General features: G+C 43.1%; 20 protein-coding genes. 6 read left to right on the forward strand and 14 right to left on the reverse strand.

The window, feature by feature from the left end; translation table 11 throughout:
- Nucleotides 1-33: 33 nt before the first annotated feature.
- The 5 genes from arfB to HYN49_RS02555 are packed head-to-tail and all read right to left on the reverse strand — an operon-like array spanning nucleotide 34 to nucleotide 4484.
- A complete protein-coding gene (gene arfB / locus HYN49_RS02535) occupies nucleotides 34-435 on the reverse strand; it encodes an alternative ribosome rescue aminoacyl-tRNA hydrolase ArfB (protein WP_108902652.1) in 402 nt (133 codons plus the stop codon).
- Nucleotides 435-2549, reverse strand: a complete 2115-nt coding sequence (locus HYN49_RS02540) for a DUF4301 family protein (protein WP_108902653.1) — start codon at nucleotides 2547-2549, stop codon at nucleotides 435-437. The genes arfB and HYN49_RS02540 overlap by 1 nt, the downstream gene beginning before the upstream one ends.
- Nucleotides 2510-3133: a nicotinamide riboside transporter PnuC gene (pnuC, locus tag HYN49_RS02545; protein WP_108902654.1), complete on the reverse strand. Its 624-nt coding sequence runs from the start codon at nucleotides 3131-3133 to the stop codon at nucleotides 2510-2512. The genes HYN49_RS02540 and pnuC overlap by 40 nt, the downstream gene beginning before the upstream one ends.
- Nucleotides 3134-3136: 3 nt before the next feature.
- Nucleotides 3137-3853 carry a geranylgeranylglyceryl/heptaprenylglyceryl phosphate synthase gene (locus tag HYN49_RS02550; protein ID WP_108902655.1) on the reverse strand — a complete coding sequence of 239 codons (717 nt, stop codon included), beginning with the start codon at nucleotides 3851-3853 and terminating at the stop codon, nucleotides 3137-3139.
- A gap of 1 nt (nucleotide 3854) precedes the next feature.
- A complete protein-coding gene (locus HYN49_RS02555) occupies nucleotides 3855-4484 on the reverse strand; it encodes a 4'-phosphopantetheinyl transferase family protein (RefSeq protein ID WP_108902656.1) in 630 nt (209 codons plus the stop codon).
- Nucleotides 4485-4760: 276 nt separating this feature from the next.
- On the opposite strand from HYN49_RS02555, the gene ahcY reads away from it, so the two are divergent.
- A complete protein-coding gene (ahcY, locus tag HYN49_RS02560; RefSeq protein ID WP_108902657.1) occupies nucleotides 4761-6077 on the forward strand; it encodes an adenosylhomocysteinase in 1317 nt (438 codons plus the stop codon).
- Nucleotides 6078-6614: 537 nt separating this feature from the next.
- On the opposite strand, the gene rpmA is transcribed toward ahcY, so the two are convergent.
- Both rpmA and rplU read right to left on the reverse strand, forming a co-directional pair.
- Complete coding sequence (gene rpmA, locus HYN49_RS02565) at nucleotides 6615-6881, reverse strand: 50S ribosomal protein L27 (RefSeq protein WP_108902658.1); 267 nt, start codon at nucleotides 6879-6881, stop codon at nucleotides 6615-6617.
- Between the two features lie 19 nt (nucleotides 6882-6900).
- The gene (rplU, locus tag HYN49_RS02570; protein ID WP_108902659.1) at nucleotides 6901-7284 is read right to left on the reverse strand and encodes a 50S ribosomal protein L21; all 384 of its coding nucleotides are present in this window, start codon (nucleotides 7282-7284) and stop codon (nucleotides 6901-6903) included.
- A gap of 384 nt (nucleotides 7285-7668) precedes the next feature.
- On the opposite strand from rplU, the gene HYN49_RS02575 reads away from it, so the two are divergent.
- Both HYN49_RS02575 and HYN49_RS02580 read left to right on the forward strand, forming a co-directional pair.
- Complete coding sequence (locus tag HYN49_RS02575; RefSeq protein WP_108902660.1) at nucleotides 7669-8997, forward strand: M16 family metallopeptidase; 1329 nt, start codon at nucleotides 7669-7671, stop codon at nucleotides 8995-8997.
- A gap of 52 nt (nucleotides 8998-9049) precedes the next feature.
- Nucleotides 9050-11053: a M16 family metallopeptidase gene (locus tag HYN49_RS02580; RefSeq protein WP_108902661.1), complete on the forward strand. Its 2004-nt coding sequence runs from the start codon at nucleotides 9050-9052 to the stop codon at nucleotides 11051-11053.
- A gap of 273 nt (nucleotides 11054-11326) precedes the next feature.
- On the opposite strand, the gene HYN49_RS02585 is transcribed toward HYN49_RS02580, so the two are convergent.
- The gene (locus HYN49_RS02585) at nucleotides 11327-12193 is read right to left on the reverse strand and encodes a DMT family transporter (RefSeq protein ID WP_108902662.1); all 867 of its coding nucleotides are present in this window, start codon (nucleotides 12191-12193) and stop codon (nucleotides 11327-11329) included.
- Nucleotides 12194-12298: 105 nt separating this feature from the next.
- Here HYN49_RS02585 and HYN49_RS02590 point away from each other — a divergent pair, with 105 nt between their 5' ends.
- On the forward strand, nucleotides 12299-12859 hold the full coding sequence (locus HYN49_RS02590) for a heavy-metal-associated domain-containing protein (RefSeq protein WP_108902663.1): 561 nt from the start codon (nucleotides 12299-12301) through the stop codon (nucleotides 12857-12859).
- A gap of 41 nt (nucleotides 12860-12900) precedes the next feature.
- Here the strand turns inward: HYN49_RS02590 and gldD are convergent, their stop codons facing one another.
- From gldD to mutY, 4 genes are all read right to left on the reverse strand, one after another.
- Nucleotides 12901-13470 carry a gliding motility lipoprotein GldD gene (gene gldD, locus HYN49_RS02595; RefSeq protein WP_108902664.1) on the reverse strand — a complete coding sequence of 190 codons (570 nt, stop codon included), beginning with the start codon at nucleotides 13468-13470 and terminating at the stop codon, nucleotides 12901-12903.
- Between the two features lie 138 nt (nucleotides 13471-13608).
- Complete coding sequence (gene gldE / locus HYN49_RS02600) at nucleotides 13609-14898, reverse strand: gliding motility-associated protein GldE (RefSeq protein WP_108902665.1); 1290 nt, start codon at nucleotides 14896-14898, stop codon at nucleotides 13609-13611.
- 23 nt (nucleotides 14899-14921) lie between these two features.
- Entirely contained in the window at nucleotides 14922-15350 is a 429-nt protein-coding gene (locus HYN49_RS02605; RefSeq protein ID WP_108902666.1) for a single-stranded DNA-binding protein, read from the reverse strand.
- Nucleotides 15351-15386: 36 nt separating this feature from the next.
- On the reverse strand, nucleotides 15387-16430 hold the full coding sequence (gene mutY / locus HYN49_RS02610; RefSeq protein ID WP_108902667.1) for an A/G-specific adenine glycosylase: 1044 nt from the start codon (nucleotides 16428-16430) through the stop codon (nucleotides 15387-15389).
- Nucleotides 16431-16560: 130 nt separating this feature from the next.
- On the opposite strand from mutY, the gene HYN49_RS02615 reads away from it, so the two are divergent.
- Both HYN49_RS02615 and HYN49_RS02620 read left to right on the forward strand, forming a co-directional pair.
- Complete coding sequence (locus HYN49_RS02615) at nucleotides 16561-16851, forward strand: HU family DNA-binding protein (protein ID WP_108369649.1); 291 nt, start codon at nucleotides 16561-16563, stop codon at nucleotides 16849-16851.
- Nucleotides 16852-17187: 336 nt separating this feature from the next.
- Nucleotides 17188-18732: an Rne/Rng family ribonuclease gene (locus HYN49_RS02620; protein WP_108902668.1), complete on the forward strand. Its 1545-nt coding sequence runs from the start codon at nucleotides 17188-17190 to the stop codon at nucleotides 18730-18732.
- A gap of 142 nt (nucleotides 18733-18874) precedes the next feature.
- Here the strand turns inward: HYN49_RS02620 and HYN49_RS02630 are convergent, their stop codons facing one another.
- Nucleotides 18875-21571 (reverse strand): DUF7619 domain-containing protein, encoded by a 2697-nt coding sequence (locus tag HYN49_RS02630; protein WP_108902670.1) that lies wholly within the window; start codon nucleotides 21569-21571, stop codon nucleotides 18875-18877.
- A gap of 244 nt (nucleotides 21572-21815) precedes the next feature.
- Complete coding sequence (locus tag HYN49_RS02635; protein WP_108902671.1) at nucleotides 21816-24689, reverse strand: DUF7619 domain-containing protein; 2874 nt, start codon at nucleotides 24687-24689, stop codon at nucleotides 21816-21818.
- Nucleotides 24690-24718 lie beyond the last annotated feature (29 nt).

Here is a 24718-nt window from a genome sequence, read left to right on the forward strand (position 1 = left end):
GAATGTTTTTTTTATGTCGCAATTCATAATTATTCAAAGTTTCGGTTTCTGCCTTGATTGCTTAATCTCCGACTGGTTTCGTTTTTCCTTAATGCGTTTTTCAATCACCGAACGAGGGACTTTGGTTGGTTTGCGTTTTTTAAGGACAACAAGTGCTTTGGTAATGATGTCAAGGAATCTTTTGGTGACGATGTCCTTGTTCTTGAGCTGGCTGCGGTCTTCGTCACAATTCAGTATCAGGATGTTTTCAGTGGTAAGTCTTGCTGCCAGATTTTGTACAGCAAGGGCTTTCTCCTCTTCAGAAAGTGCTTCGGAAGCGGGAAGGTCAAATGTCAGCACCACTTTTGACGATACTTTATTGACATTTTGCCCGCCTGCACCACTGCTTCGGACGGCTTTGTAATGCAGTTCCGTTATGATTTTTTCAGCATCCATTATTGTGGCTGGTGCAATGGTTTGAGCAAATCATTGACGGTTTTCACGGGATTGAAGGTCACCAACGGCACTTGTACGAAAACCGTAATCCACCTTGCCATCGCGCCGTTCCAGAGTCCGGGCAGTTCATACGCTTTTAATGGGCGGCCATTTTTATTTTTCTCCACGATGAAACCGCTGTTCTGATCAATAAATTGCAGCAGGTCGAATTTCTTTCCTTTATGATCCTTCAATCCGCAGACCAGGTCCACCGGATTGAAATGTGTGGCGCTTTTAAGGATTTCAAGTTGTGCAGGATTTTGCAGGTCAACTTGTGATGATTCCACAATTTGCAATGAAATAGTCCCTTTTTTATCCAACACCCAGAATGGGCCGCCTCCGGGTTCGCCTTCGTTTTTTACCATGCCACAGATGCGGATCGGGCGATTCAGGATTTCCTTTAGGTATTCCTGTTTGTTGTTTAATGTATATTTTTCGAAATCCTCTATAATATTAATGTTGAGTTTTTCTTTGGCGAAAGCAATGATTTCAGGAATGTCCTTTTCTCCCATATTTCCGGATTCCATCCTGTCAAGATACCCGTATATTTTTTGCTGGAGTTCAATCATCACGCCTGCCAGGGCTTTTTTATACAAGGCAATTTCCTCAATATGGTTTTGTATGACATTGTCGATATTCTTGATAAAGACAATATCGGCATCGAGAGAATTCAGGTTTTGGATCAAGGCTCCGTGTCCGCCCGGACGGAAAACCAACTGCCCATTGTCATCGCGGAAAGGGTTATTTTCAGGATCAACAGCCAATGTATCCGTTGCTTTATCCTGATACGAGAAATTGACATTGATCCGATTTCCATGCTGCGCCTCGATTTTATCTTTCATGTCAGCAATAATTTCCTCAAACGCAGACTGATGCTCGGGAGAAACAGTGAAATGAAGGTTTGAAACGTTACCGTCACACGCATAAAGGCAGCTTTCATACAAATGTTCCTGTACCGGCGTGGCAATATGCGTGGAGTATTTGTGGAACGGTAAAATCCCCTTTGGTTTTGAGGCAAAATCAAAATGCTTCGACGACAGCAACGCCTTAATGAAATAATAATCACGAAGGTCTTTGCTCAATGACTTGAAATTGGAGTAGTTTTTCTGTAGTGAAAGGCTGATTTCCTCATAAAAAGGAAATTTCTCCATTCCGACGAGGAATACGGACAACGCAGTGGCATTTTTCCGGTTGATATAAGCATTGATGGTTTCTTCCTCGATATGGAATTCATTCAGGAATTCGTTCAGGAATTTGAACATCCGGCTTGCAGCCCCTGATGCGGGAACGAACTTTTTCAGTTTATATCTGGAACGCATTTTCCCGAAGTAATCGGCATATCTGCTGTATTCTTCATCGGTAAGGCGCAATATTCCGTCTTCTTTGGTTGCCGGCCTGTCGAGAATGGTCTTGGAGATTCCTTTTGTAAAAACTCCGATATGGTTTTCTATCGTAAAAGGAGAAATGCCCTGCTTGTATATTTTGATGAAATCTTGGGATGAAAACCCCATTTCGCGGGCTTTTTCGAAATCCTTAAGGATGGCAACAGCGGTTTCTAATCTTTGTTTTTTATTTCCTGATAATATGATATACGGCTTTTCATTTTCAACCAGGGCCTTATGGAAAATGTCGAAAGTGCCTTTCCTGTCCAGCGGGCGGTCGCGCAAATCATCTTTTTCCCACGCAATATCAACATCAGTCAGGAAAAATAGATCGTATTTGTGCTTGCGTGCCGCTTTGTCCAGCATCGGATCGCAGAAATTATAATACATTTCTGAAAAGACTTTGGTGACCATTAAATTGGTATCGCAAAACAAATACTTATTGGCGGTAAGTAAGGCATCGTTTTCGGCTTTTACCTGACCGATGGCAATGGGTAACAGGTCTTCAGGTTCACATATTTTTTGTTCGGAATCCCATTTCTGCTGCAGGTAATCGCGGGCGAATTCAGGTGCCCAAACGGTTTCGAAATGCGTCGCTAATTGTTTGGCAAGCGTAGTTTTCCCGGTAGATTCAGGTCCGAAAAGTGCAATTTTTATAGTTGTTGTAGCTTGTTGCTTAAGATTCTCTTCCATTCTAAATAAGCCGAAATGGCCAGCAGTGTAAAAATTAAATATTGTAAGGACAGCATGCCCAATCCCCTGTAGGCATACAATGGCGTGACGATGATGTCACCGATAATCCACAGTGTCCAGTTCTCTATTTTCTTTTTGGCCATGTACCACATGCCGGTGAAGAACAGCCCGGAGGCAAAAATATCGACGTAATTGTCAGTATTGATTTGCTGGTCGAAAATTTTATAGAGGGCGTAAACTACAAAAATTGTGATAAAAAACAGCAGGATGCCTGTTAATTTTTCTTTACGATTGGTTCTGGTGATGGGGAGGTTTTGCTTATTATCACCGCTTTTTGCCCAATTGTACCAGCCGTAAAAACTCATGACGGTAAAATAAATATTGACCGACATGTCGCCGATGTAACCCGCAACATAAAGCAGGTAAGAGGTGATGATCGTGGCAATAAGACCGGTTGGATAGACCCAGATGTTTTCCTTTTTGGCAAACCAAACACTTAAAATTCCGAATACAAAAACAACAAATTCCAAAGCAGTTTGCCAGGCAGGGATGGTTTTATAATAATCAAGGAAGAAATCGGTCATGGTTCAATTTTCAAAAAAGTGGATGTCGTTTTCAAATGCGGTTCCGATGACGACCAGATCTGCGCCATTTTCGAAGGCTGTTTCAATACCCTGTTTGGTACGTATGCCACCGCCAACGATTAATGGGATTTTGATGCTTTCTGAAACCGTTTTAATGATTTCGAAAGGCACGGCGTTTTTGGCTCCGCTTCCGGCTTCGAGGTAAATGAGTTTGTTGCCGAGCATTTGTCCTGCTACAGCGGTGTGGACGATTTTGTCAATATCCGATATTGACAATGGCTCAGTTTTGCTGACTCTTGCCACTGCAGTTTCACTACCGCTTTCAATCAGAATGTAGCCGGTCGGGATGATTTCCAGGTTTGTCTGTGTCAATATCGGTGCGGCATCTACATGGTGACCAATCAGGAAATCGGGGTTGCGGCCTGATAATAATGAAAGAAAAAGTATCGCGTCCGCTTTATCGGAAATTTGCGATGGATTTCCGGGGAAAAGGATGACGGGCAGATGGCTCTCTTTTTTGAAATGCAAAACCAGTTCGCAGATGCGGTTCGTGGAAACATGGCTTCCGCCGATGAAAATATGGGTTGCCGGGGATATATTTATCTTTTGGGCCAAAAGTTCCAGTGCGTCCCAGTCGATTTTGTCTGGATCGAGTAAAATGGCGAGTAGCTTGCCGCTTTCTTTTTTAGCCGATAGGATGGCATTGTAAATGTTTCCCATGTTAATGGCGCTCGAAAAGGTAAACGATGGTGTATTCCGCGATTTCCTCAAAATAGACATCGAACTGTCTTTGAAGATTATTGAAATGCAATGTGGCTGTGGTTTTCTTATCAGACATTTCGAATAATTTTACATCGATATGGTCTTTGAAACTGATGCCTTTTTCATTCCGGATTTTAAAAACGGCTTCTTTTACGCCCCAATTCACGGTGAGTTTACTGATGTAATCGGGATCGTTTTTATCAAGAATAAAAGAGGGCTCAATGAATTTATCGGCGATGATGGCAATCTTGTCGCGCCGAAGTTCCAGGTCGACTCCGGTGATGCGGTCACTGATGATGATGGCGGAATATTCATATGAATGCGAAATGGAAATGTGCTTTCCATCGGTTAAATGTGGCTTACCGAATTCATCGTAATACAAATCTGAATCCTGGTAGCCCAAAGAAAGCAAGAGCTGGCGAACGCTCAGGAAACCACAACGGTGCGCATCGGATTTCATGTTGCGCAGACGATCGAGGCTTCTTTGTGTCAGGTGCAATCCTTCGGACAGCATTTCGGCGGTCTCGGTGATGTTCCAGAGCAGGATTTGCGTGTCGGGGAAGCAATTTATGGTTTTGTGGAGCGGCACTGTATGAATTACAAATTAGGAATTAGGAATTACGAACGAAATCGTTAATTTATCGTGGAAGCCCTAGCCCCGATGGAGGCGGCATCCTTTTTCCTGCTCCTTTAGCAGGGAAAAGATATAGCGGACAGCGGGATTGGCTCCTGAAAAATATTATCCGATTAATACTCAAAAACTTACAGCGAAAGTGAATTTATAATTCTGATGGAAATCCTTTTAAATAAAAAGTAATTCCGTAATTTTGCGCCTGAAATTTTTACACTTACAAATATAATATAAATGAGTACGACAACGATGCCTTTTGTGGCTTACAAAGTAAAAGACATTTCCCTGGCTGCGTGGGGAAGAAAAGAGATTGAACTGGCTGAGGCCGAAATGCCGGGATTGATGGCACTTCGCGCGGAATACAAGGATGAACAGCCGTTGAAAGGCGCGCGTATTGCTGGTTGCTTACACATGACAATCCAGACTGCGGTTTTGATTGAAACATTAATCGCTTTGGGCGCTGAAGTGACCTGGTCATCATGTAACATTTTCTCTACCCAGGATCAGGCTGCTGCTGCGATTGCTGCTGCGGGAATCCAGGTGTATGCATGGAAAGGTCTTGATGAGGAATCGTTTGACTGGTGTATCGAGCAGACATTATTCTTTGGAGAAGACCGTCAGCCGTTGAACATGATCCTTGATGATGGTGGCGATTTGACGAACATGGTTTTTGACCGTTACCCGGAATTGGTTGATGGAATCAGAGGTTTGTCTGAAGAGACCACGACTGGTGTTCACAGACTTTATGAAAGAATGAAAAACGGGACTTTGGTGATGCCGGCAATCAATGTGAATGATTCGGTGACCAAGTCTAAATTTGATAACAAATACGGTTGCAAGGAATCTGCTGTTGATGCGATCCGTCGTGCAACTGACTTGATGCTTGCCGGAAAACGCGTTGTCGTTTGTGGTTATGGCGATGTTGGTAAAGGTACTGCGGCTTCTTTCCGTGGTGCGGGTTCTATCGTAACAGTTACTGAAATCGACCCAATCTGTGCTTTACAGGCTGCAATGGATGGTTTTGAAGTGAAAAAACTGAATACTGTTATTGCCAATGCTGATATCATCATCACGACTACAGGAAACAAGGATATCGTTTTGGGTAGCCATTTCGAGCAGATGAAAGACAAAGCTATCGTTTGTAACATCGGTCACTTTGACAATGAGATCGACATGGCATGGTTAAACAAAAACCATGGCGCATCTAAAGTGGAAATCAAGCCACAGGTTGATAAATATACGATTACAGGAAAAGACATTATCATTCTGGCGGAAGGTCGTTTGGTAAATCTTGGTTGTGCTACAGGTCACCCGAGTTTTGTAATGAGTAATTCATTTACAAACCAGACTCTGGCGCAAATTGAATTGTGGAAAAACAGTGCGAACTACAACAATGAGGTTTATATGCTTCCTAAGCATTTAGATGAAAAAGTAGCGGCGCTGCACCTTGCCAAATTAGGCGTTGAGCTGGAAACTTTGAGAGAAGACCAGGCTGCTTATATTGGTGTTGGTGTGGAAGGGCCGTTTAAGCCGGAGTATTACAGATACTAGTCTTTGGATTTTAAGACTGTAAGGTTATAGGAAAACCCTCGCTGCAAAGTGGGGGTTTTTTAATTAGGTAATTTGGCAATTAGAAAATGAGATAATTAACGAATGATATTTATGATGTAGTGAGGGGTTGTTCATTTAAAATTACACAACGTATTTCTTTGCATGTCGCTCCGCCCTCCGCTTCGCAGGCGGGCACCTGCATTTCGAAGATTCCGACACGAGCGCAGCGAACTGGCGAAGCAAAAAATTAAACATTGTTTGAGCGCAGCGAGTTTGTTTAATTTAGGAATCGAGGAATAGCAGGTCGCCGACCCTAGGCCAACGGCCGAACTGGGCGAAGCCAGAAGAGGTCGGCTTGACATCGAAGATTCATGAATACCTATGAAAATATTAACGCATGAATAATTATTGCTTCTTTTGTTTAGCTACGCTCAGTCGGCTACGCCTCTGGTCAAGACAAAAGAAGAAGACGTTACAGCTAAAAACAAAAAACCCACTTCTCTCGAAATGGGTTTTCCTATGCTTGTTTTGTAATTCTTAAGCTTCAACTTCGAATGGAAGGATAGAAACATATGATTTATTGTCTCCTTTTTTCTGGAATTTTACAATCCCGTCCACCCTAGCGTGCAATGTGTGATCTTTGCTGATGTACACATTAGCGCCCGGATTGTGCTTAGAACCTCTTTGTCTTACGATGATGTTCCCTGCGATCGCAGCCTGGCCACCATAAATCTTCACGCCTAGACGTTTCGATTCTGATTCCCTACCGTTCTTGGAACTACCGACACCTTTTTTGTGAGCCATGACGTTATACTTTTAAAAATTAATTATTTTCTTCAGTTGTGGTCTCCTCGGTTGCAGTTTCTTTCTTCGCAGCAGCTTTCTTCTTAGGAGCACCAAAAGTGATTCCCGAGATCTGGATCTGCGTCAATGACTGACGGTGACCGTTTTTCTTCTTGTAACCTTTTCTTCTTTTCTTCTTGAAAACGATTACTTTTTCTCCTTTTAAGTGTGATAACACTTTGGCTTCTACTGAAGCACCTTCTATAGCCGGGGCGCCCAAGGTGATTGTTCCGTTGTCATCCAACAAAAGTACTTTCCCGAATGATACGGAAGCACCTTCATCATCAGACAGCCTGTGAACATAAACCTTAAGGTCTTTGCTTACTTTAAACTGTTGCCCTGCTATCTCTACGATTGCATACATAACAAATTGGTTTATTAATTTTAAGGTTGCAAATATACGACTAATATTCACTCATGCAACACCATGCGAAAAAAATTTCAAATTATGAATTATGAATTACGGAGTCCTATCATAATTTGAAATTCATAATCAAAATTTATTCGGGAGCTTAATCCCGCTTTCCGCTATATCTTTTTGCTATCACGCACTGACTTTGAATCACAATCTGTCCAGGTAAAAAAGGATATCGCTGCAATCGGGGCTAGGCGTTGAGAGCGCAATTCATGAATCTCCACTTAAGTTTACAAATCATCAACATTGTAAATCCGTAAAAAAAAGTAAATTTGGCGTAACAAATAATTCGGTAATAATACCAATAGCGAAAATCAAACAAAATATTAACTTATGAAAAACTCATTGATGGCTCTAAGTGGTGCACTTATGCTTGGAGGTATTGCTTCAGCCCAGAACGTGGCTTTCGAAGAATACAATTTGGACAACGGCATGCACGTCATCCTGCACAACGACCCGTCGGCTCCGGTAATCATCACTTCGGTAATGTACCACGTAGGCGCAAAAGACGAAAATCCGGAAAGAACCGGTTTTGCCCACTTCTTCGAACACCTTTTATTCGAAGGCACTGAAAACATCAAACGCGGCGAATGGTTCAAGATCGTCACCTCAAATGGCGGGACCAACAATGCCAACACCACTGAAGACAGGACGTATTACTTCGAAGTTTTCCCTTCAAACAATACCGAATTAGGGCTTTGGATGGAATCTGAAAGATTGCTTCACCCGGTGATCAACCAAATCGGTGTGGATACGCAGAATGAAGTTGTAAAAGAAGAAAAAAGGCTTCGTTATGATAACAGCCCATACGGACAATTGATTCCTGTGGTAAAGAAGAACATGTTCAAGAACCACCCTTACCGTTGGACCACCATCGGCTCAATGGACCACCTTGATGCTGCAAAACTGGAGGAGTTCCAGGCTTTCAACAAGAAATTCTACATCCCGAACAATGCCGTTTTGGTCGTTGCGGGAGACATCAGCAATAAAGAGCAGACTAAAAAATGGATCCAGCAATATTTCGGAAGGATTCCTAAGGGACCTGCTATCACAAGACAAACATTTACGGAAGCTCCGATTACAAAAACCATCACCGATACTTTCGAGGACCCAAACATCCAGATCCCGATGATTGTTACGGCTTACAGAACCCCTTCAATGAAAACCCGTGATGCACGCGTTTTGGATTTCATCTCAGGAATTCTGAGCGATGGAAAAAGCTCAAGATTGTACAAAAAAATCGTCGACGATAATAAAACCGCACTTCAGGTAGGCGCTTTCAGCTACAGCCAGGAAGATTACGGCACTTACATCCTTTACGGATTGCCACAGGCACCACACACCACTGAAGACATTCTGAAAGAAATGGATGAAGAGATTATAAAACTACAGACAGAACTGATTTCTGAAAAAGATCTTACGAAACTGAAGAACAAATACGAAAACCAATACGTTAACGGCAATTCAAGCGTTGAAGGCATCGCCGACAACCTGGCAACGTATTACCTGTTATATGGTGACGTGAACCTCATCAATACTGAAAAGGATATTTACAACTCCATTACCCGTGAGGAAATCAGGGATGTTGCCAAAAAATACCTGAATCCTAACCAAAGGCTGGTTTTGAATTATGTTCCATCTAAAGACAAAGCGCAAAATTAAGACGATTATGAAAAAAGTATTTATATTATCAAGCTTGCTCTTAACTTTTATTATGCAAGGACAAATCATACCACAGCCAAAACCGGGACCATCGCCGTCAATCAAGATCAACAAGCCTGAAACTTTTGAGTTGAAAAACGGACTGAAGGTAATGGTCGTGGAAAACCACAAACTGCCACGCGTTTCTTTCAGCTTAAGCATCGATAATGCACCATACGCAGAAGGAAATAAAAAAGGTGTTGCCGATATGGCCAGCGCTTTGATCGGTGAAGGAACTACAAAAATTTCAAAAGACGCATTCAACGAGGAAATCGATTTTCTTGGTGCTAACGTAAGTTTTGGTGCCAGCGGTGCTTTCGCAAGCTCATTGTCCAAGTACGCCGGAAGGGTTTTGGAACTGATGGCTGACGGTGCTTTGAACCCAAATTTCACACAAGAGGAATTCGACAAGCAAAAAGCTAAAATCATCGAAGGACTGAAGTCTGACGAGAAAAGCGTACCTGCTGTCGCTGAGCGCGTAAAAGGCGTTTTGACTTATGGTAAAAGCCACCCGTCCGGGGAATACCTGAGCGAGGAAACCTTAAACAATGTAACCCTTGCCGATGTAAAGCAGAATTACAACACGTATTTCGTGCCGGGCAATGCTTATCTTGTGATCGTTGGCGATGTAAAACTGAAAGACGTAAAGAAAACCGTGGAGAAACTTTTCGGATCATGGAAAGCGGCTACTGCACCTTCTATCAGCTATACAGACCCTAAAGATGTACAATATTCACAAATCAACTTCGTGGATATGCCAAATGCAGTACAATCAGAAGTGGCTGCCATCAACATCTCAAACCTTAAAATGACTGATCCTGATTACTTCGCGGTAATCGTAGCGAACCAAATCCTTGGCGGTGACTTCAACAGCTACATCAACATGAACCTTCGTGAGGCGCATGGCTGGACTTACGGCGCAAGATCTGCTATCGGCGGAGATAAATATGTAAGCAATTTCGAAGCTTCTACACAAGTAAGAAATGCGGTTACCGACAGTACTGTGGTTGAAATGTTCAAGGAAATCAAGAGAATCCGTACAGAGAAAGTTTCTGACGAAATGCTTTCTAACGTTAAAGCAGGATACGTAGGCCGTTTCGTAATGCAGGTTGAAAAGCCGCAAACCATCGCAACTTATGCTCTGAGGACGCGTACACAAGGACTTCCTGATGATTTCTACGAAAACTACATCAAGAACATCAACGCAGTTACTGCTGATGATGTGATGCGTGTAGCCAATAAATATTTCCTTGCCGATAACATGCGTGTCATCATTGTAGGTAAAGGCTCCGATGTACTTCCGGGATTGGAAAAATTGAAGATGCCGATCCTTTATTTCGACAAATACGGAAACAAGACCGACAAGCCGGCTTCTAAAAAAGAAGTCCCTGCAGGCGTGACTACAAAAACAGTTTTGGACAATTATATCAAAGCTATTGGTGGCGAAAAAGCGGCTAAAGCAGTAAAAACCGTTTTAATGACCGGTACTACCGAGCTTCCTGGAGCACCATCACCATTGGCTTTCACCCTGAAAGTGGACGTAAAAGGAAAATCGAGTGTGGAATTGGCCATGGGCCCTATGAGCATCATGAAACAGGTTGTTGGCGACAAAGAAGGATACCAGGTACAGCAAGGCCAGAAAATGGCTATGGAAGCTGATGAATTCAAGGATGCAAAAGCAAGTGCTGTTCCATTTGAGGAGTTGACATTGCTTACAAGCGCTGAGCCAAAACTTACCGGAATTGAGCCAATCAACGGCAATGATGCTTATGCGCTACAAGCCAATGCTGATACCGTTTACTATTATGACCTAAAATCAGGATTGAAAGTTGCCGAAGCTAAAACGCAGGAAAATGAAGGCCAGAAAATGACGCTTATGACCTATTTCAATGACTATAAGGATGTGAAAGGTTTGAAATTCCCATTCAATATCGTTAAAAATGTAGGTATCGAACTGGACATCAAATTCACCGATATTAAAATCAACGAAGGGGTAACCGACGCTGATTTCCAATAATCCCGAATATCCAAATGAAAAAGGCTGCCTGAAAAGGTGGCCTTTTTTATTTTATAGCAATAGCAACACGAAAATATTAATCCTTATAATGCTAAAAAAATTTAACAAATGCTATGGCTTTTCCGTACCGGAAAAATTCTGAAATCGATTAGGGATGGTATCGCCCCTTCCCCGAAGGTAAAATACAAATTTCCTAAAACATGATGTTGCGCAAAAAGCATACCATCTGTTAAATTTATATCAACATAAATTTCACTTGATTAACGCAATCCTCTATTTTTTAGAAGACAAATAAACCCCAGCCAAAATGACCAAACCACCTAAAATCTGAACCATCGTCAACCGCTCGTCATTCAAAAAGCCCCAGAAGAACGCCACAATCGGAATAAGATAAGTCACTGAAGTAGCAAAAACTGGCGACGAAATCTGTATCAGCCTGTAAAACAAAATGTTCGACACACCAGTTCCCATCACGCCTAATATCATCACATATACCGCCGCTTTACTGACTTCCGCCTGATGTATAATATCAAAGAAACCCGTAAAGCCCAAAATCAAAAATGCCGGTACAATCATCACGGCAAAATTTCCGGCAGCAATCGTCAACGGATTCAGGTTCGACAGATATTTCTTCACCAAATTTACATTCGTCCCATAACACATCGTCGCAACGACCAGAAGTATCGCATAGGAATAATTGCTTTCCCCATGTTCCGCATTGCCGCAAAAAACCAACAGGCAGCTTCCCAAAAAACCCACAAACACGCCTAATATCTGTCTCTTATGATAATGAAACCCGAAAACGAGCAGGCCCAGCATCAGTGTATTCAACGGTGTCAGCGAATTCAGTACTGCACTCACCGAGCTGTTGATTTTTGTTTCGCCCATCGCAAAAAGGAATGCCGGAAAAAAATTCCCCAATAAACCTGTCAACGCAATGATTTTCCATTGGTTCCTCGGAATCTGCGACAATTTCCTGAACCCGATCAGCAAAGTAAAAACGCCTGCAAACGCAATCCGCAACGCGCCTAGCTGTATGGGTGTCAATCCATCAAGTCCTTTCAGTATCAGTATGAAGGAACTGCCCCAGATCAGGGCTAAAATGAACAGGAAAATCCATTTCGTATTGGTTGGTTTCATGGCGTTTGTTTTGAAGTCCTAAAATTCTGATATTTAAATGGATTCAGGAACTTTTTTATTAGTTTTGTAAACCAATTTTTAATTATCAATCTTTAATTTTAAAATATGAAAATCACGAAATCAATCCTTTCCCTGGCTTTAGCCGCCATGCTTTTCACGGCTTGCAAACAAAATGCTTCAGAAGCCGCAACACCCGCAAAAGACGCTACTGCAACAATTGAAAAAACCGAAGCAGCCGTTACCGGGAAAATGGAAACCGCCAGTTTCAAGATCGAAGGCATGAGTTGTGCCGTGATGTGTGCTTCAAAAATCGAAAAGGAGCTTTCTGCGATGGAAGGCGTGAAAACCGCCAAAGTGGATTTTGAAAAGAAAACTGCCACCGTAGAATATGACAATGCCTTGCAAACGCCACAAAAACTGGCTGACAAAGTGGAATCTGTTGCGGACGGTAAAACTTATAAGGTCTCAGATATAAAATCAACCGCAGACCACGCGATGCTTTTCAAAGGCGACCAGGAAAAACCTAAAAAAACAAAAGCTTCCAAAAAAGCTAAAAAGGCAGAAACCACAGAAAAAGAAGCAAAAGCCTGCGACAAAGACAAAGCAGGTGCTAAGCCAGGCTGCTGCGCTGCTAAGAAACATTGCTCCGAAGGCGGAAAAATGTAATCAAAATACAAACAAAAAAGGAACCAAATTGGTTCCTTTTTTTATTTCTTCCACCGGATCGTTTCCATAATCCGCCGCATGTCGTTCTTGATATAACTCGCCGCCGGCATCACCGAATCAAAATTTGGTTTTGCATAAAAATACACCGAGCAATCGATAAAATGCTTCGTGCTGTCCGTGACATAAAATTGCCCGTTCGTCGCAGCGTTCCCGTTTACATTATAAAACATTCCGTAAACGCGACTGTCTTTATTCAGGAAAGGCTGTTCGGTAATATCGTCCGCTTTCACGACGTGCTTGTAAGTCAGCTCCTGCGCATCCTTCAGCAACGCATTCACATTGCCCTGCACTGGTTTATAACTGATGTAAATCGTCGCTTTCATCTTCGGGTACGTAATCTCAAAATTACAGCCCGGCTTGCCTTTGATAATGGCCTCCGAATTCATGTCAAACGTAAACGGGCACTCATTTTCAAAATGCGCGTATTCCGCAACAGGATAATCCAGCCGCAATTGCGCCGCCGGTTTCGGCAACACATCTTCCTTACAGCCCACAATCAGCACCAACAGCGGTGCGACAAACAAAAAAGGTATATATTTTCTCAAAATCATAATTTGCATTTTCAGGAGCTGATCCGGCTGTCCGCTGCACCCGAGCGTAGCGAACTGACTGAAGGTAATCTTTTTATTTTTAAAGAAAAAATAAAAAGGATTTTCGCTTCCATCCGGGCTAGTGCTCCTCCTCCAATCTTATTCCAGCGTCACTTTCACCTGCCGTATCCGTTTCTTGTCCACCGATTCGATCGTAAACAAATAACTTCCGCAATGGATTTTCTGTCCTTTCTTCGGGAAATTCCCTAAAATTTCCAATATCAATCCCGCCAAAGTCTCCGCTTCGCCTTTTCGCTCTTCAAAAATTTCCTCATCAACGTCCACGATGCGGTAAAAATCCTTCAGGTAGATCTTGCCCTCAAAAAGGAAATTCTTTTCGTCGATCTGCGAATAGTTGATATTCTCATCATCAAATTCATCGCTGATATCGCCCACGATTTCCTCAATAATATCTTCTAAAGACACCAGTCCTGAAGTGCCGCCATATTCATCCACCACAATGGCCAAATGGCTTTTCATGCTTTGAAAATCCTTCAGCAGGTTGTCGAGCTTCTTATTTTCGGGCACGAAAAAAGGTTTTCTCAGCAACGCCGTCCAGTCAAAATCCTTCGCGTCAATATGCGGAATGATGTCTTTCACGAACAAAACGCCTTCTATCTGGTCAATATTGTCGCGATACACCGGAATCCGCGAAAAGCCTTTTTCTGTAATCTTCGAAAGCACTTCTGAAAATGACGCTTCAATTTCCAAAGCAAAAATATCAATTCTCGGGCTCATTACCTGCTTTGTGTCCGTATTTCCGAAAGAAACGATGCCTTCAAGGATTTTCTGCTCTTCTGTTGAAGTTTCTTCAGATGAAGTCAATTCCAGGGCCTGTGACAATTGGTCTACCGAAAAATTAGATTTCTGCTTGCCTAATTTTTCCTGCAAATATATGGTCACCGAACGCATCGGCAAACTGATCGGCGACAGCAATTTATCCAAAACAAATACCGGGCGCGCAATCCACAACGCAAATTTCACATTGTTACGGTTCGCATACACTTTAGGCAACACTTCACCGAAAAGCAAAATCAGGAACGTCACGAAAACCACATCCACGACAAATTTCAGCGCTTTCGACGCAATGGCATCAAACAAACTGTGTCCGATATATGAAAACAAAATGACTACCCCGATATTGATGAAATTATTCGCGACAACCAATGTCGCAAGCAATTTCTTCGGTTTTTCCAGAAGCTTTGCAATCAGCCGTGCCCTGTCGGGATTTTTGGCTGACGCATCATCAAGATCATTTTGTGACAGTGAGAAAAAAGCGACTTCAGCGCCGGAAACTATTGCCGTGCAGAATAGCAGGACGAAAATTCCTGCGAAACCCAATAAAAGATTGGTGTCAAAATGTGCTAAACCGGGGGGTTCGGGGTCCAAATTCAGGTCAGTTGGTTAAACAATCAAAACGGCAGATCATTCTCGGGTGCCGCCTGCTGCTCATAACCTGAACTGCGGGATTCTCCCGGATGGTTGCGGTTTACTTCAGATTCTTTTTTGGTGCTCAGGAACGTAAAATCGACGGCCTGGATTTCGGTGGTGTATTTTGTCGAACCGTCTTCGGCCTGCCACTGGCGTGATTTGATCCTGCCTTCAATATATATCTTATCGCCTTTTGAAAGGTATTTTTCGCATAATTCGGCGGCCTTGTTGCGCACCACGATATTGTGCCACTCGGTCGAGGTTACTTTCTCGCCGGTCTCCTTATTGATATAGGTTTCGTTGGTCGCAAGCGGAAACCTGCCGATGCAGGAATCTGCCTTGAAGTAATGCATTTTCACTTCGTCACCAAGATGGCCGATCAGCATTACTTTATTTAAGGTCGAGTTCATCTGGTTGGTATTTAAATCAAATATAACATTTTTAACTTACTCCGAAAAATCATTATCTATAAAGTTGTAAATGACGATTGGAAACGGGAAGGTTTTCAAAGTGTCATAATCGATGCCGTTTTGCAGTAAGTCGTTTACTTTAACTTTCCAGAATTTAATGTGAAGGTGCTGGTGCGTGAGTTTATGGATGATGGTTTTCGAATTCATTTCGGAAATAGAAACAACATTATTCCCGAATGGATTTTCAGAAAGTACTTTCGCAGCAATGAATTCCATATTTTCTTCCGTTTCCGTTTCAATGACCGGAAATTCATACAAGCCGTGCCAGATTCCTTTTCCGGACCTTCTTATAACGACGGTATTCCTGAGATCATCTTCTGCTACAAGATAATGGAAGAAGCGGTTTTTGGCTTTTGCTTTTTTAGATTTTACCGGAAGCAGGTTCACTTTCCCTTTTTGCAAAGCGGCGCAGCTTTGGTTCATCACACAAACGGAGCAATCCGGATTTTTCGGGACACATTGCAGGGCACCGAATTCCATGATGGCCTGGTTGAACATCGCCGGGCTTTCTTTCGGCATGAGTTCCGATGCCAGTTTTTGGAACGACTTTTTAGCATCTGCGGAAGCGATATCGGTATCAATATCGAAATAACGCGCCAAAACCCGGAACACATTCCCGTCGACAACCGGAACCGCCTCATTATAGGAAAACGAGGCGATGGCGGCGGCGGTGTACTCCCCGACCCCTTTGAGTTGGAGCAAATCGATGTAATTTTCCGGAAACCTGCCGTTCATTTCAAAAGCGACAATTTGTGCCGTTTTGTGCAGGTTTCGGGCGCGGGAATAATATCCGAGGCCTTGCCAGAGCTTCAAAACCTGTTCCTCGGAGGCGTTAGCAAGGTCAAAAACCGTCGGAAAAGCTTCGGTAAATGCATAAAAATACGGCATTCCCTGTGCGACGCGCGTTTGCTGCAGCATGATTTCAGACAGCCAGATGTGGTAGGGATTTTGCGTATTTCTCCACGGCAAATCACGTTTATGCTGTAAATACCATTGGATTAATAACTTAGAAAAAACCATAATTAAAATTTCGTGAGCAAAAATAAAGTTTATGTAATTAAATTTTAATCTTTTATCGTTGATTAATTGTTTTTTAAATTCGTATATTTGCAACCTCAAAAAATATTACACATTCTAAATAAGAAAGAAAATGACGAAAGCAGATATCGTAGCGAAGATTTCAGAAAAATTGGGCCTTGAAAAAGGAGACGTTCAGGCCACTGTTGAAACATTCATGGAAGAGGTAAAGAATTCACTTGAAACTGGAGACAACGTTTACCTTAGAGGTTTCGGAAGTTTTATCATCAAGACAAGAGCTGAGAAAACAGGAAGAAACATTTCCAAAAACACTACAATTAAAATCCCTGCACACAATATTCCTGCTTTCAAACCTGCAAAAGTGTTTGTAGAAGGAGTAAAAACCAACAACGAAGCAAAATAATTTTATTAATCACCAAAACGTCACATTATGCCAAGTGGTAAAAAGAGAAAAAGACATAAGGTAGCTACGCACAAAAGAAAGAAAAGAGCGAGAGCTAACCGCCACAAAAAGAAAAAGTAGTTTTAAACTACTTTTTTCTTTTTAAACGTTCATTGAAATCGGGGAATTTAGAAAATCGGCCAAAGAGGAAAGTCAAAAGACTATCCGGATTGCGCCATAAAGACCTCATCGAAAACATTTGTTCAATCATTTGGGCTCAAGGCTCAAGGTTCAAGGCACAGGTTTTTCCTGCACCCTGCACCCTGTGCCCTGCAACTCAAAACAAAAATTTACAAGGTGAATAAAGAACTCATCATAAGATCCAGTTCTGACGCCGTGGATTTTGCCTTATTGAAAGATGGAAAACTGATTGAATTGCATAAAGAGGAAGAGAAGAGCGACTTCCAGGTGGGCGATATTTTCTTAGCGAAGATACGCAAGCCTGTCGCGGGACTGAATGCTGCTTTTGTAAACGTAGGCTTTGAAAAAGACGCGTTTTTACATTATCACGATTTAGGCCCCAATTTAACTTCCCAATTGAAATTCATCAAATTAATCACAACAGGTAAACTGAAGGATTTCACATTAAAGGGCTTCCAGTTCGAAAAAGAAATCAACAAGGATGGTGTCATCACGGAAGTGCTCACCGCCAATCAGTCCATCCTGGTACAGGTCGTCAAAGAACCTATATCTACCAAAGGGCCAAGGATCAGCTCAGAGCTGTCCCTTGCAGGCAGGTTTATTGTTCTCGTTCCTTTTTCTGACAGAGTTTCGATATCACAGAAGATCGAATCCAAAGAAGAGAAAGATCGTCTTAAACGACTCGTACAATCCATCAGACCAAAAGGTTTCGGTATCATTGTGAGAACCGTAGCCGAAGGCCAGAAAGTCGCGGAGCTGGAAAAAGACTTAGAAACATTGCTCGGCAGATGGTCGGGAATGTGTAAAAAATTACCAACTGCTCATCATCCGTCGAAAGTCTTGGGAGAACTCAACAGGGCTTCCTCAATACTCAGGGACGTTTTCAATGATTCCTTCAGCGGAATCCATATCGATGACGAAGAGTTGTTTTATCAAACGAAGGATTATGTGCAGGAAATTGCCCCTTCAAAACAAGCAATTGTAAAGCATTATCAGTCTCGTGACACGCCTATTTTTGAAAAATACAATATAGAGCGGCAGATCAAGACCTCATTCGGCAAGACGGTATCGATGGCCAAAGGGGCTTACCTCATCATCGAGCATACGGAAGCGCTGCACGTGATCGACGTCAACAGCGGAAACCGTTCGAACAAAGCCTCCAATCAGGAAGACACAGCCATGGAGGTGAACATGATCGCTGCCGCAGAAATCGCAAGGCAATTGCGCCTGCGCGATATGGGCGGCATTATCGTCATCGATTTTATCGACATGTCGAATCCCGAAAACCGCAAAATCCTTTTCGATACGCTTCGGGATGAGATGAGCGATGATAAAGCCAAACACAAAATTTTACCGCCAAGCAAATTTGGCCTGGTACAGATTACAAGACAACGGGTAAGGCCGGAAGTCAATATCAAGACAAGGGAAGAAGACCCGAATAACGAATCCGGTGAAATCGAAGCCCCAATCCTGATTATCGACAAGATAGCCTCAGATCTCGACAGAATATTAAAAAGCCATAAGAAAGTGGTATTGAATACTCATCCGTTTGTGGCTGCGTATTTGTCTAAAGGATTCCCATCAATGCGTTCAAGATGGTTTTTTGAGCACAAGAAATGGGTGAAAATTATCCCGCGCGACGCTTATACGTATTTGGAATACCATTTCTTTGACCATTCCGGAAAAGAAATACGCGAATAAAAAAGAAACCGCCCTCATTTTGAGTGGCGGTTTTTTTATGATTTATATTTTCAGGAGCTGGTCCGGCTGTCCGCTATATCTTTTGTTTTTTAAAGAAAAAAACAAAAGGATGCCGCTCCCATCCGGGCTATGCGTACCGTATTTATTTCACGATCAGCTTCCTTACGGCGGTTTTATCACCTGAAACGACTTTCACGATATATACCCCGGGCTGTACTTTGGAAATGTCCAGTCGGCCTTCATTTCCGCTAAATCCTGATTCCATGATTTTCTTGCCCTGCATATCAATAAGGCTGGCAACAGTTTCGCCGCTTTGAGTATTTTCCAGATACAGTTTTACTGCCCCTGATGCCGGATTCGGGTGTACTGTAAATCCGGTTTCGAATGAGGTCACACCCAAAGGCTCCACCAATTCGGTCATGGCGGTATTCGTCGTAATCGGCGCATTAAAATCGAAGAAAATATCCGCAGTTGCAGCAATCACATCACCCACCTGCAGGGTCGCTTTTGGTTTCACACGGTACATGATGAAACCGTTGCTTTCCGGTTCATTCACCGAGCTTGGCGGCAGGTTTATGCCTTTAAATCGGAAAACCACTTCATTGCCAATACGATCTGTTGTAAAATCATCGCTCGCAGTAATCGGGCGGAAAGTATTCCAGTCAAGTTTCTCATCAAGTGTGGTAGCAATCCTGATGTTCACGGCATTTCCGGTACCGGTATTCTGGCAGCGTATGGTGTAAATCAAATCATCATCAACCTGGTCCTGAACAATTTCAGGGCCCTGCTGCACGGCAATGTCATTCGGATCGAAAGAATTTACTACAACCTGATTCAATGCCACTGAATTATCCGATGGGTTTACATCCGTATTCACGGTGGTTATGGTCGCTGTAAAATGCAATAAATCGCCTGAGTTCACAGTAGGAGGTGTTTTTACTGTAAAATACAGGTAAACCTGCTTTGCCTGCAGGGGTTGTAAACCTGCGACATTGTAATGGATTGTATTGCCCGCTATGCTCGCACCGGCAGGAAACGCCGCAACGAAATCAAGTTTGGTATCATCAAAAGTGAACACCGCTTCGCCACTCACCGGCAGCGTCCCGGGATTGTAAATATTCACGCCATAGTTTGCCGCAAAGCCGGGCACGGCATTATTGTATGCGAAGAAATAAATCTGCGCATCGGTGACCGGAGCAGGTACTGCAAGGCAAAAATCTGCTGAAAGCGTGTTGTTGTCTTCTTCAAAATTAAATATATACCCGCCGTTATCCTGTGTCGGCGATGTCACATAACCTGATTGCGGGAGGCTAGGCCCATAAAGTGACACATAACCTGATCCTTCTTCTACATTGTTAAACGTATATTGCCCCTGCGCATTGGTGTAAGTATAATAAATGGTATTGCCAAAAGTGCGTTGCACCGCTATTCCTGCTGCAGGTTCATCGTCAGCGGTACAGCCATTGTTGTCCGCATCGATCCGGATGGTCCCCGAAATCGAGTTATTGTTTACCGGGCATTCTTCCGGAATAAGCTGTACGGGAAAAGTCACCTGGCAGTCTTGCGGATTATTAAAATCCGGAATATTGACTCTTGTGTAAACCGTTACCTGTTGGGTCAGCGTGTAGAGCAGGTTTCCATTTTGTGACATAAAATCATTGGTATCCGCGATGGCATCATCCTCTGTAGCATAAAACTTAACGATGGACTGGGTTTGGCCTGCAATCTGTGTGGCAAGCCCTGTCAGGTCGATGACGGTAGTGCCGGTAGGATTGACACAAACTGTCATTTGCGGAACAGGATTAATCAGCGACTCAGCATCGATGATTTCCCGTACATGTTCTATAAATATACCGCAGCCATTGCTTACCTTACAGGTGTAAACACCAGGCATCGTAGCAGTAAATGTATTTTGGTTGGCTCCTTCAATAGCTACACCGTCCTTACTCCATTCGAAGGTAAGTGTGCCCGACGAAGTAGTTTCCATAAACAATTCTATCGGATTAGACGGGCAGGTTACAATCGTAGTTTCTTCCGGATACATCTGGGTCGTGAAAGCATCAGTGATATAAATTACAAAATTCTCCTCGTTGTCACAGCTTCCGGCATTGGGAAGGTAAACATATACCTGCTGGGTAGATGTGATGGCGGTTCCCGCAGGCAATATTGTGCCGCTCCCCTGAGGTCCGGTCCAGTATTGGGCGCCCGGTGTCATTAGAGCCGGCAAGGTATACGAACCACACTGTGTAATGTCCGAAAATTCACCCAGCGAAGGCGTTACCGCCATCATCGTGCTGCCCGAAATTACTGAAAAACAATTCCCGCTGCTGACCTCGCAATGATATTCCCCTGCGTCATTCAACGTGACCGGGAACACATTCAATCCGTTAGTAGTTGCACCGCTAATCGCGACATTATCATGAAACCATTGATAGGTCAGGTTATTCCCTTCGGCATAGATGAATGGCTGGAAAAAAGACCCTTCACAGGCCTGCGCTGCCTGCACGGGTTGTGTCGTAATTACAGGAACGCTATTCACTGTAACCTGTGCCGATGTGGTGAACACATTATCCGAACCACTGCTGATCTTGCAGTAATAAAAACCGTTGTCTGTGGATGATGCACCGGAAACCGAAAAAACTGGTGCATTGGCATTCGGAATTTCGACAAAATTGTGGAACCAGGCGTACATCAGGTCAGTGCCATCCGCACTTACGGAGAGGGTGAGTTCGTCATTGGCGCAAATAGTCGTGCTTTGTGGCCCAACCACGTTGTAAATTTGTGCCTTTGCTGAAAATGCAAATGCCAGGCACACGATGAAGAGTACTGTTTTTTTCATATGCAGTTGATTTAGATTTACTTCCAAAACTACTAAATTTATAAGCACTCAGGAAGTTATGGCGAAATTTTCCGGATGTTGCAGATGCTTTTTTATTACTTTTATAATGAAAAAAACCGCACTGAGTCATCAGGACGGTTCTTTGCTTAAAAAAATCTAAAATCTAAAATTTAAAATGGGCATCAGGATGACAGGCTAAATTACGGAGGTCCAGTCCTGTCATTCCCTTTGCCTAAGTTTGCCCTTATTTCACAACAAGTTTCCTTACTGCAGTTTTATTTCCTGAAATAATTTTTACAAAATAAATTCCCGTCTGCAGTTTTGAAACAGTAAGGCTTGCTTCATTCCCGGTAATTTTACCAGAATGACTTAAAACCGTTTTACCCTGCATATCAAAAACATTGATTGTGGTTTCGTCGTTTACATTTTCATTAAAACGGATATTGACTTTTCCGCGCGCCGGATTAGGATACAGTTCCAGGTTCGAAAAATCATTGTGATTTGTATTTAATATGGTCACCAATTCAGTCATTACTGTATTGGTCGCGATTGGCAGGTTGAAATCAAAATAAATATCCGCGTCAGCTTCAATAATGTCACCAAGTGCCAAAGTTGCTTTTGGCTTTACCTTGTACGTGATATATCCGTTGCTTCCAGGCTCATCAACAAGGCTTCCAGGAAGGTTTATATTATCGAATTTAAAGACGATATGGTTTCCGACACGCTCCGAAGTATAATTGTGAGTTGATGCTACAGGCCTGAAAGTTGTCCAGTCCAGTTTGTCATCTAGGTCGGCTTCCAGCCTTACGTTGATCGCATCAGCATTGCCTGTATTTTGAAAATGGATGGTATAGTTAAGATCTTCTGTTACCTGTGTTTCCAGGATTTGAGGTCCCTGCTGTACGACAATTTCATTGGGATCATAAGAATTAACCGCAACCTGGCTCAATTCCAGCGTGTTATCATATGGGTGCGCATCGGTGTTGACAGTATCCATATTGGCATGGAAAGAGATGATGTCGCCCAAATTTACGATTGGCGGTACCTTAACGGTAAAGGAAATATAATAGGCCTGGTATTGTGAAGGTGCCAGATCATTAAAATAGAAATTCAGGGTGTTGCTGATTTGGCTTGTCTGTACGGGGCTGGCAGCATTGAAATCAAGTTTTGAAACATCATAAGTCAATGAAGCGTTTCCACTCAGGTTTAGCGTACCCGCATTGAATACATACATCATATAGGACACGGAAAAGCCCGGCCTTGCATTACTCATTGGGTAGAAATAAATTACCGCATCAGTGACAGGCTGCGCAGCGCTTAAGCAGAAGTTTTTAGTAACCACGGTATTGCCTTCCATTACATAGTTGCTACCTGTAGGTACAGGAGCGGTATACTGTAGCGGAATAGTGCTCAGGGCAACAAAATTATTACCATTGGCAACATTGGTAAATGTATACTCTCCATTGGCATTGGTATAAGCATAACTAATATCATTGTTATGTATGTTGACAACCTCAATGCCCGAAACCGGACCGTCATTGTCTGTGCAACCATTGTTGTCGCCATCAAAACGGATGACACCTGAAATGGTATTCCCGGTACATTCCTGCGCAATAAGCTCGATGATAGAAATACTTACCGGGCATATTCCCTGAATGTTATCCACCCTGGCCCAAACATAACTATATTCCTGCGTTACTGTATAAGCACTAAGGGTGCCGGTATTGATGGGATTGGCTTGAACCATAGCGTCGAATTCACTCGTGTAAAAAGCGAAGGTAGCTGGCACATTTTCTCCTAAATTTACCGTAGTAAGGTCGAACGTCGCCACGCCGTTTTCAAAACAGGAAGTCATCGGCTCCAAAAAAACCGCCGGAGTTCCCGGGGTTACCGTGATTGTTGCTGACTCCGGAACACCACAACTTGTTCCAGTCACTATACACTCATAAGTATGCGGAACATTTGATCCTTCAGCAGCAAAATCGGGACCGGTAACGCTTGGAACCAGCACACCGTCTACATACCAGACGAAGGACTCCTCAAGCCCAGTTTGCCCAATGCTTACTACATAAGGTGTCCCTGGACAAATCTGCCCTAACGAGGGATTGACATCTATCTGTGGCGTTTCATATGATACATTGATGAAATTGCCATCAGTAAGGCACATGCCGTTGCTTACTGTAAAGTAGTAAGTGCCCGGCTCTATTATATTTATAGAATTTGTCGTAGCTCCTGGTATTGCCTGGGCATTATAGTACCACTGGTAAATAAGGTTCGCCCCTTCGGCATCTGCTGTAAGCATCAGTGAACTGTCAGGGCAAATGATGATATTTGATTCCGGCTGATTTACAATTACCGGTGGCTGCAGGACTGTAATTGTAAAACCCTGGTCTGATGTGCAGTTCCCGTTTCCGGCATACACGTACAATGTTGTGGTGCTTGTAATGGCTACGCCAGGCGGAATTGTTGTGCCTGTTCCGAATGGACCTGTATAATATTGCCCGAATTGAAGCGGTGGCAGGATATATTCCCCACAAACCGTTACGTTCACCGGTGTCACTGCTGGCGCTGAAAGTATATTCACGTTAAAACTTTCCTGGCTCGAACAGAAACCATTTTCTACATATATATAGACAACAGTGCTTTGTGTAATGTTTGCCTGCACAATAGGAACAGTATGGCTTGCATCCCAATAATAATTAGCGCCCGGCACCTGTAACGGAGGTAAAGTATAAACATCACAGGCGGTAACGTCGGGAAAAGGAGTTAACACCGGTGTCATGTCCCAATGCACAGCAAACTGCGTGATGCCGTACAAGCTGGTTAAAGCATTATTAGTGACCCTTGCAAAAACCATCTGGGTATTGCCCTGCGGCACAAACTGCCACGGATTGGCAATAGGATTGACATTATTCTCGGCATCTGATCCGGTTATAAAATAACTGACCTGATATTCATTGGGATTCAGGTTGCCCAGGATTACCGGGGTTTGTACGGTGAGGTCAAAAACTTCATAGTTGCATTGGTTGATATCATTGGGCTGATGCGCTTCAACCTGTCCGAGGCTCCGGATACAGCAAAGCAAAATAAATACTGAGAAAAGTAATTTCTTTTTCATGCAATAAGGTATTGAGGTTAGTAAAATTG

It is taken from the genome of Flavobacterium pallidum (genome assembly GCF_003097535.1).
Classification (GTDB): domain Bacteria; phylum Bacteroidota; class Bacteroidia; order Flavobacteriales; family Flavobacteriaceae; genus Flavobacterium; species Flavobacterium pallidum.